Genomic DNA, 7,892 nt, shown 5'->3' with positions numbered 1-7,892 from the left:
TAATATTACCGGAGAAAAGAAAGCGAAAAGCTTATCCGCGAACGGTGCTCGCAAAGACACAAAAATATCCAGTTAGGTATAAACGAAAAAACACCACTCGTTCTTAAACGAGTGGTGTTACTAATTAGCTCCCTTTTTTTGTGTAACGACTTTTTATTAACTAACTATTAATCAGCTTCATTTTCGTCTTGGTTGTGTATCTCTAAACCTGAAGACATCGCACTTTCGCGGGTGCTTTTTGCAGAATCGTTACGTAGCTTATCAATACGATTTAAATAGTTTTGATCAATATCGCCAGTAATATATTGGCCATCAAATACTGAAGTTTCAAACTTAGTAATTTCAGGGTTTTCTTGGCTAACCGCAGCAATTAAATCTTTTAACGATTGAAAGATTAAACCGTCAGAACCAATACTTGCATTAATATCTTCAACTTCACGTCCGTGAGCAATAAGCTCAGCTGCTGAAGGCATATCAATACCGTACACATTAGGGAAGCGTATTTCAGGTGCCGCTGATGCAAAGTAAACGTTTTTAGCACCAGACTCTCGGGCCATTTCAACAATTTGTGCTGATGTTGTACCACGAACAATTGAGTCATCAACCAATAATACGTTTTTACCTTTAAACTCGCGATCAATTGCGTTTAGCTTTTGGCGCACTGATTTTTTACGCATCTCTTGGCCTGGCATGATAAATGTACGACCAATATAACGGTTTTTAACAAAACCTTGGCGATACGGTAAATCAAGTACACGTGCGATTTCCAGTGCTACATCACATGAAGTTTCTGGGATTGGGATAACTACATCAATATCTTTGTCAGCCCATTCACGTGCAATTTTTTCGCCTAGTTTAGTCCCCATGTTTACGCGTGTTGCGTACACAGACATACGGTCTATTGTTGAGTCAGGTCGAGCAAAATAAACAAATTCAAAAATACACGGCGAGTAAGATGCCTTATCAGCACAACTAAGTGAATGGAATTCACCTTCTTCTGTAACATATATAGCTTCACCAGGGGCTACATCACGTACAAACTCAAAACCGTCCGGTTTCAACGCAACGCTTTCTGAGGCAAACATGTACTCAGTACCTTTTTCGGTTTCGCGTTTACCAAATACAAGTGGGCGAATACCATTAGGGTCGCGAAAAGCAACAATGCCGTGGCCGATAATCATAGCAATAGTTGCATAACCACCGCTTACTTTATTGTTTACTTCGGTTACCGCAGTAAAAATATCTTCAGGGTCTAAATGCAACTTATCAGATTTGCTTAATTCATGTGCCATGACATTAAGTAAAATTTCAGAGTCTGACGTTGTATTAACGTGACGACGTGCTTCTGAGAATAACTGCTCTTTTAAAGCTTCTGCATTAGTAAGGTTGCCATTATGGGCAAGTGCTATACCAAACGGTGAGTTAACATAAAAAGGCTGTGCTTCAGATGAGCTTGAAGATCCTGCTGTAGGATAGCGCACATGGCCAAGACCAATTGTACCTTGTAGTCGTTTCATATGACGAGTGTGAAAGGCATCTTTCACTAAGCCATTTGCTTTGCGTAAGCTAAACGTATTATTCTCAATGGTAATGATACCCGCGGCATCTTGACCACGGTGCTGCAAAACAGTTAAGCCATCATAAATCGCCTGATTCACAGGGGATGTTCCGACTATTCCAACGATACCACACATGTAATTTATCCTCGCCGATTAACGGTTTACTGAATTTAAAAAGCTCGAGTTGTTTTCTAGGTACGAAAAGAACCATTCAACTACAAAGCCAAATTCTGGAATCAAAATAGAATTGCCCCACCAGTGCGTATTGGGTGCACCAGTAAAAGCATCAAGAAAGAAGAGTAACGCGCTCACGACCAACACGCCTCGTAGAGCACCAAACACTATGCCAAAAACACGGTCGGTACCCGATAAACCAGTACGATGTACAAGCTCACCTAAAATATAGTTTAGTAAACCGCCTAACAGTAGCGTCGCAAAGAATAATATGGCTATGGCCGCAGCATTTCTTAAAAGGGGTTCAGAAATGGTTGTTAGGAAGGAAGCTAAATATTGGTAAAATAAGCTAGAGATGATAAAGGCGCCAGCCCATACCGCTAATGACATTGCTTCTTTTACAAAGCCGCGTATTAAACCGATGATGGTAGACAATGCAATGATGCCAATAATGGCGTAATCAACCCAGATCATAAGAACCAATTAGTCGCTAATTTGGGGCGCATTCTATACCCAAACATCGTTAGTATGCAAGTTTAAACGGGAGATTACTGGGTTGTAGTTAATACAAAAAATTAACATTATAGAATGGGTATTGTGAGATAAAGATAATGATAAAAACAAATATAAATAAATAAAGAAAGGCTTGTGATACAAGCCTTTTTATAATTATTTCGTTACTGTGTATTGCGTAACTTTACCATTTAATTTAGTAAGCACTTTCAGCTGAGGAAGCTGCTTTTGTAATTCATTTTTATCAAGCGAAGGACCAACAAACACCTTAGTTAACGTCCCATTTGGGGTTTTAATCGGTTTAGTAAACGTTTTAAACCCTTTAACTTTTAATTTAGCCTGTAATGCTTTTACATTTGCAGCATGTGAAAAACTACCTAATTGAATAACGTAAGCCATACTTGTTAGGTTTTCATCACTTTTACGGGGCGCAATAGGTTTTGGTTTAGCTTTGGGTTTAATAGTCGCTTCAACAACTTTCTCCTCTACAGCGTAGTCACTCTCATCCATCGCGCTTTGCTGCTCAAAAGCTTCATCGTCAGCTTGAATGTCTTCAATTTCATCTTGCTTTAGTGGCTCAGCATTAGCCATGTTTTCATCAATTGACTCTTGAAGATCGATTGTTTTGAACTCAGGGCGATCAGGAATCGCTTTAAAGCCTTCTTTATAATGCACTTTTTCGCCATCGAGTATATTAGGGATAAACACAATTGCTGCGATCACTACTATACTTGTTCCGACTAAGCGATTAATAAAACTTGAGTTCACCGACATCCTCTCTATTTTTTAAAGTAATTAATAGCGCCGGCCACTGTAAAAAATGAACCAAATACAATCAACATAGTATCACTTTGTTGTTTTGGTAAAATTACACTCAGTGCCTGTGCCACACTATCATAGCTATTGATAGTATTATGATGATGAGATATACCCTGCAGCGCATTTTGTAAATTGCTTGCAGTGTCGCCTCGCGGACCACTTAAGCTCGCTAATGACCACTCATCGACCAAGTGACATACTTCTTTAAGTACACCCACTTTATCTTTATCAGCAAGCATAGCGGCTAATGCATGAATTTTAAAGCCTTTATCTTTAAAGCTTGATAACTTATTGGCTAAATAACGCGCCGACTCAGGGTTATGTGCTACATCGGTAAAGACTAAAGGCTCAGCGCTTAACTGCTGAAACCGCCCTTCTACCACTAAGTTAGCGAGGCAACTTCGTATGACTTGCTCACTAGGTAATAAGCTTAAAACACTTAGCGCAGTTAACGCCGTTGCTGCATTTTGACACGGTATTGCTGGCTTATCTATTTCAAGATTATGTTCTTTATATTGCCAATTAAAGCTCTCAGCATTTTCTTTGAAAATAAAGTCACTGCCCGACAACGTCATATTGGCATTAATTTCTTTGCCATAATCAGTCATTGTGTGAGGAATATTTAAATCCCCTATAATAGCAGGCGTGTTTTCACGAAAAATACCGGCTTTGTCATAAGCCACTAACTCTCGCGTATCACCTAGGTACTCTTTATGATCTAAATCGATAGTGGTGATCACACTTGCAAAGGGAGTTACTATATTTGTAGCATCAAAGCGCCCGCCTAGACCAACCTCTAGTAATACATAATCGACCTTACAGCGTTTAAAAATTGCCAACGCACCCAAAGTTCCATATTCAAAATAAGTCAGAGGAGTGCCTTTACGGCCTTGCTCAAGCTGGTGAAAAGCATCTATATGAAATTGGTCTGCCAGTTCTTCGCCATTAACTCGTACACGCTCGTTATAACGAATTAAATGAGGTGATGCGTAAGTACCCACGCTAAAACCTTGCGCTAGTAGTAGCGACTCTAAACAACGTGCAGTGGTGCCCTTACCGTTTGTACCGGCAATAAGAATAATTTTACTTGGAGTGTTTAAAAGGCCAATATTGTTGGCAACATTAGCAACTCGTTCTAAGCCCATTGCAATGTTAGCTGGGTGAACACTTTCTAAATAAAAAAGCCAATCATCAAGGCTTGATGATTGGCTAGGAATTGTTTTTGTCATAGCGTGTAATCAGTAAAGCTGAAATTTACGCTACTCTATGCTCTTGTTCCGTAGAAGGCAAGTTCATAAATTTAGCTAAAATGCGTGCAAGGGTATCGCGCATTTCACGGCGGTCAATAATCATGTCAATTGCACCATGTTCTAGCAAAAATTCACTACGCTGAAAACCTTCAGGTAATGTTTCGCGAACAGTCTGCTCAATAACACGAGGACCTGCAAAACCAATTAACGCTTTAGGTTCAGCAACGTTAATATCCCCCAGCATAGCAAGTGATGCAGATACACCACCCATTGTCGGGTCGGTCATTACTGAAATAAATGGAAGACCTTTTTCCGTCATTTTTGCAAGTGCAGCACTTGTTTTAGCCATTTGCATAAGCGACATAAGCGCTTCTTGCATACGTGCTCCGCCTGATGCAGAAAAACAAATAAGCGGCATGTTATGCTCTAAACATTGATCAACAGCATCAACAAAGCGAGCGCCAACAACAGAAGCCATTGAACCACCCATAAATGAGAACTCAAATGCTACCGCTGCCACTGGAATACCTTTTAATCGGCCTTTCATAGCTACAAGTGCATCTTTTTCACCACTTGCTTTTTGGGCTGCACTGATACGGTCAGAGTACTTTTTAGAATCTTTAAACTTAAGAATGTCTTTAGGCTCATGTTGTGTACCAAGCTCTTGACGATCACCTTCATCTAAAAAGTGCTCTAGGCGCTTACGGCCACTAACACGCATGTGATGGTCACACTTAGGACATACGTTTAATGACTTTTCTAATTCAGCTTTATATAAAATTGAATCACACGATGTACACTTAGCCCAAACACCTTCTGGGATTTCTTTACGACCTGATGATTTTGTCGTTTTAGGTAAGATTTTTTCTAGCCAACTCATTTGCAACTCTCTTAATACTGTTCTGTGTCGCGAGCCTGCTAATAGCAATTAGCAGACAAATTTTTTCAATTAAAACATGAATTACACTAACGCGGTATAAAAAACTGGTCTTAGTAGTTAAAAGTGCTCATAAAAAGTACTTATACCACATCTATATCAGGCAAAAATAAAGGGCCTAAAGGTGTTTGAGGAATATTAAATTGCTCAGGGTAGTCAACATCCACTAAATACAAACCAGCAGCCTTAGCGGTAGCACTGGCCTTTGCGCGTTCTTTACAATCAAGTAACTCTTTTATCCATATAGGTTGTTGTTTATGTAAACCAACATCCATTAAGCTGCCTGTGATATTACGTACCATGTGATGTAAAAATGCATTCGCTTTAATATCAATAATAACGTAAGTACCTTGGCGCTGTACCGACAGATGATGAATTGTTCTTGTCGGTGTATTCGCTTGGCAATGTATCGCTCTAAAAGAGGTGAAATCGTGTTTACCTATTAAGTACTGACACGCCTCTTGCATCTTTGTTTCATCAAGATGATGATGAAAATGCGTAACACCCTCGTTTAATACCGCACCTCGTAGGGGGGAGTTATAAATAACATAGCGATAACGACGAGCTGTAGCACTAAAACGGGCATGAAAGTCATCAGCAACCGGTTGGGCAAAGCGAATAGCAATATCTTTAGGCATTAAAGTATTCATACCTAGTGTAAATGCGACCATATCGCGATCGGCTTGCGTTTCAAAGTGTATTACTTGGCCTGTACCGTGCACACCAGCATCTGTACGCCCTGCACATATAACTTCAACAGGATGATTACAAATACGCGACAACGCTCTTTCTACTTCTTGCTGTACGCTATTTACATGTGATTGACGCTGCCAACCACTATAACGTGCGCCGTTGTATTCAACTCCAAGTGCTACTCGCATAATTACCGTTTTACCTACTGTGCTAATGAACGAGGCATTTTATGCTATCTAACGATGCAATAAAAGGAGACCTGTCGTAATCAAACCAATACACATAAAAAAACCCGTATTTAGCTAAGCTAGATACGGGTTCTTATAAACATTTTAATTATTTTAGTTTAGCTTTTAAGCTAAGTGCTTCCTCTTGAACTTCTTCAGGACCTTTGTTAATAACATCCTCAATGACTTTAAGCGCAGAATCAAAATCATCAATTTCAATATAAGCACGCGCTAAATCAAGTTTAGCTGAGTAGCCACCACTTTCAGCATCAACATCCGTTGGGTTATCACCTGCAAGTAATGCATCAAACTCACTCAAACCGACATCCATATTAACGTCGGTGTAAGGTTCGTGTTCAAGTTCAGCGTCGTCACTTTCTTCTAATAATGAATCAATATCTACAAATTCATCATTATCAAGTTGCTCAACATCACTACTTTCAACAAGTGACTCTTTTGTAGTTAATGAATCATCTGTCTCTAAGTCTTCTTTTAGCAAGCTGTCAAAGTCAACATCAAATTCACTGCTGTCATCAACACTTAAGTCTTCAGGCTCTGCTAACTCACTAAGTAATGAATCAAAATCAGTTTGCGTCAAATTCGACATAAACTCTTCATCAAGTTCGTCGTCAGAGCTAATATCAGTGCCACCCACTTCATCTAAGCTTGTTAACTGTGCTTCGCGCTCTGCATTTGTTTGCTCTTGCGATTCGTCTGATAACTCATCAGTTAGCGCTTGCTCTAAACTATCTTCGTCAAATTCAGAAAAATCATTTTCAATTAAAATCTCATCATCAAAATCATCTTCTAAACTATCTAAATCAGTATCTGCCATAAGTGCGTTTGCTAAATCTTGTTCAGCCTGGCTGGAAGCGACTCCCGGTGCCTCACCATCTAAATCATCCCCTTGTAATTCTTCAGGGGTAAATGGCAACTCACTTTCTAATGTTTCTTGAACTTCATCAAGGTTAAGAGGTTTGATGTTATCTTCAATACTTGGTGGTTCAACAGAATCAACCTCATCATTAATTTTTTGAAGTAAATCATCATCAAGCGACTCATCTTCAATCTCAGTTTCTAATTCAGAGAAGTCATTATCAATTAATAGTTCATCATCAAAATCATCTTCTAAACTATCTAAATCACCATCTGCCATAAGCGCATTTGCGAGATCTTTCTCTGTTTGACTAAGTGCTACTGCATTTTCATCATCTAATGCTTCTTCTTTGGGTTCTTGCGACTCAAACGAGGGCTCACTCTCTAATAATGGTTGAGCGTCGTCTAATTCGAGTTCAGGATATTCATCCAACTCTTCACTTGGCGTTACAAGCTCGCTATCAAGCTGCTCTTCAATTTCAGTAAGATCTGAATCATCGTCGCCCGCTAGCGGATCGTCACCAAGGTCTACTTCTATTTCTTCAAGATCATCATCAAGCTCGTCTAAAGACCAATCAGGTGTTTCTAAATAGTCATCATCTGTAGTTTGCTGTAGCTCATTTAAAAGCTCATCAACGCTCTTTAAAGTATCATCTGTATATTCTTCAAGTGCATCTTCAGGATCAAGAAGCGACTCTGATGTGTCTGAAAAATCATCAACCGTTACATCTATAAGTTCTGGCTCTTCTTCAAGCTCTGGCTCTTGTGCAAGTTCTGGTTCTTCTTCAAGCTTAGGCTCTTCTGCAAGCTCTGGCTCTTCTTCAAGCTCTGGCTCTTCTTCAAG

The 7,892-nt window shown here is 39.6% G+C and carries 7 protein-coding genes; all 7 read right to left on the bottom strand.

Going from position 1 to position 7,892, the window contains the following annotated elements:
• Window positions 1–167 precede the first annotated feature (167 nt).
• Entirely contained in the window at window positions 168–1,694 is a 1,527-nt protein-coding gene (gene purF / locus I6F40_RS10120) for an amidophosphoribosyltransferase (protein ID WP_166376977.1), read from the bottom strand.
• An 18-nt stretch (window positions 1,695–1,712) separates the two neighbouring features.
• Window positions 1,713–2,207 (bottom strand): CvpA family protein, encoded by a 495-nt coding sequence (locus tag I6F40_RS10115; protein ID WP_007376853.1) that lies wholly within the window; start codon window positions 2,205–2,207, stop codon window positions 1,713–1,715.
• A 195-nt stretch (window positions 2,208–2,402) separates the two neighbouring features.
• On the bottom strand, window positions 2,403–3,014 hold the full coding sequence (locus I6F40_RS10110) for an SPOR domain-containing protein (RefSeq protein ID WP_166376976.1): 612 nt from the start codon (window positions 3,012–3,014) through the stop codon (window positions 2,403–2,405).
• A gap of 11 nt (window positions 3,015–3,025) precedes the next feature.
• On the bottom strand, window positions 3,026–4,294 hold the full coding sequence (gene folC, locus I6F40_RS10105; RefSeq protein WP_166376975.1) for a bifunctional tetrahydrofolate synthase/dihydrofolate synthase: 1,269 nt from the start codon (window positions 4,292–4,294) through the stop codon (window positions 3,026–3,028).
• 25 nt (window positions 4,295–4,319) lie between these two features.
• A complete protein-coding gene (gene accD / locus I6F40_RS10100) occupies window positions 4,320–5,195 on the bottom strand; it encodes an acetyl-CoA carboxylase, carboxyltransferase subunit beta (protein WP_007376856.1) in 876 nt (291 codons plus the stop codon).
• A gap of 140 nt (window positions 5,196–5,335) precedes the next feature.
• The gene (gene truA, locus I6F40_RS10095; RefSeq protein ID WP_166376974.1) at window positions 5,336–6,133 is read right to left on the bottom strand and encodes a tRNA pseudouridine(38-40) synthase TruA; all 798 of its coding nucleotides are present in this window, start codon (window positions 6,131–6,133) and stop codon (window positions 5,336–5,338) included.
• 148 nt (window positions 6,134–6,281) lie between these two features.
• The coding region (locus I6F40_RS10090) for a FimV/HubP family polar landmark protein (protein WP_331460303.1) at window positions 6,282–7,892 on the bottom strand (1,611 nt) is incomplete at its 5' end.

Origin of the sequence: Pseudoalteromonas sp. SWXJ133 (assembly GCF_015864365.1) — a bacterium.
Lineage (GTDB): Bacteria > Pseudomonadota > Gammaproteobacteria > Enterobacterales > Alteromonadaceae > Pseudoalteromonas > Pseudoalteromonas arctica.
This window is presented reverse-complemented; position numbering and strand designations above follow the sequence as displayed.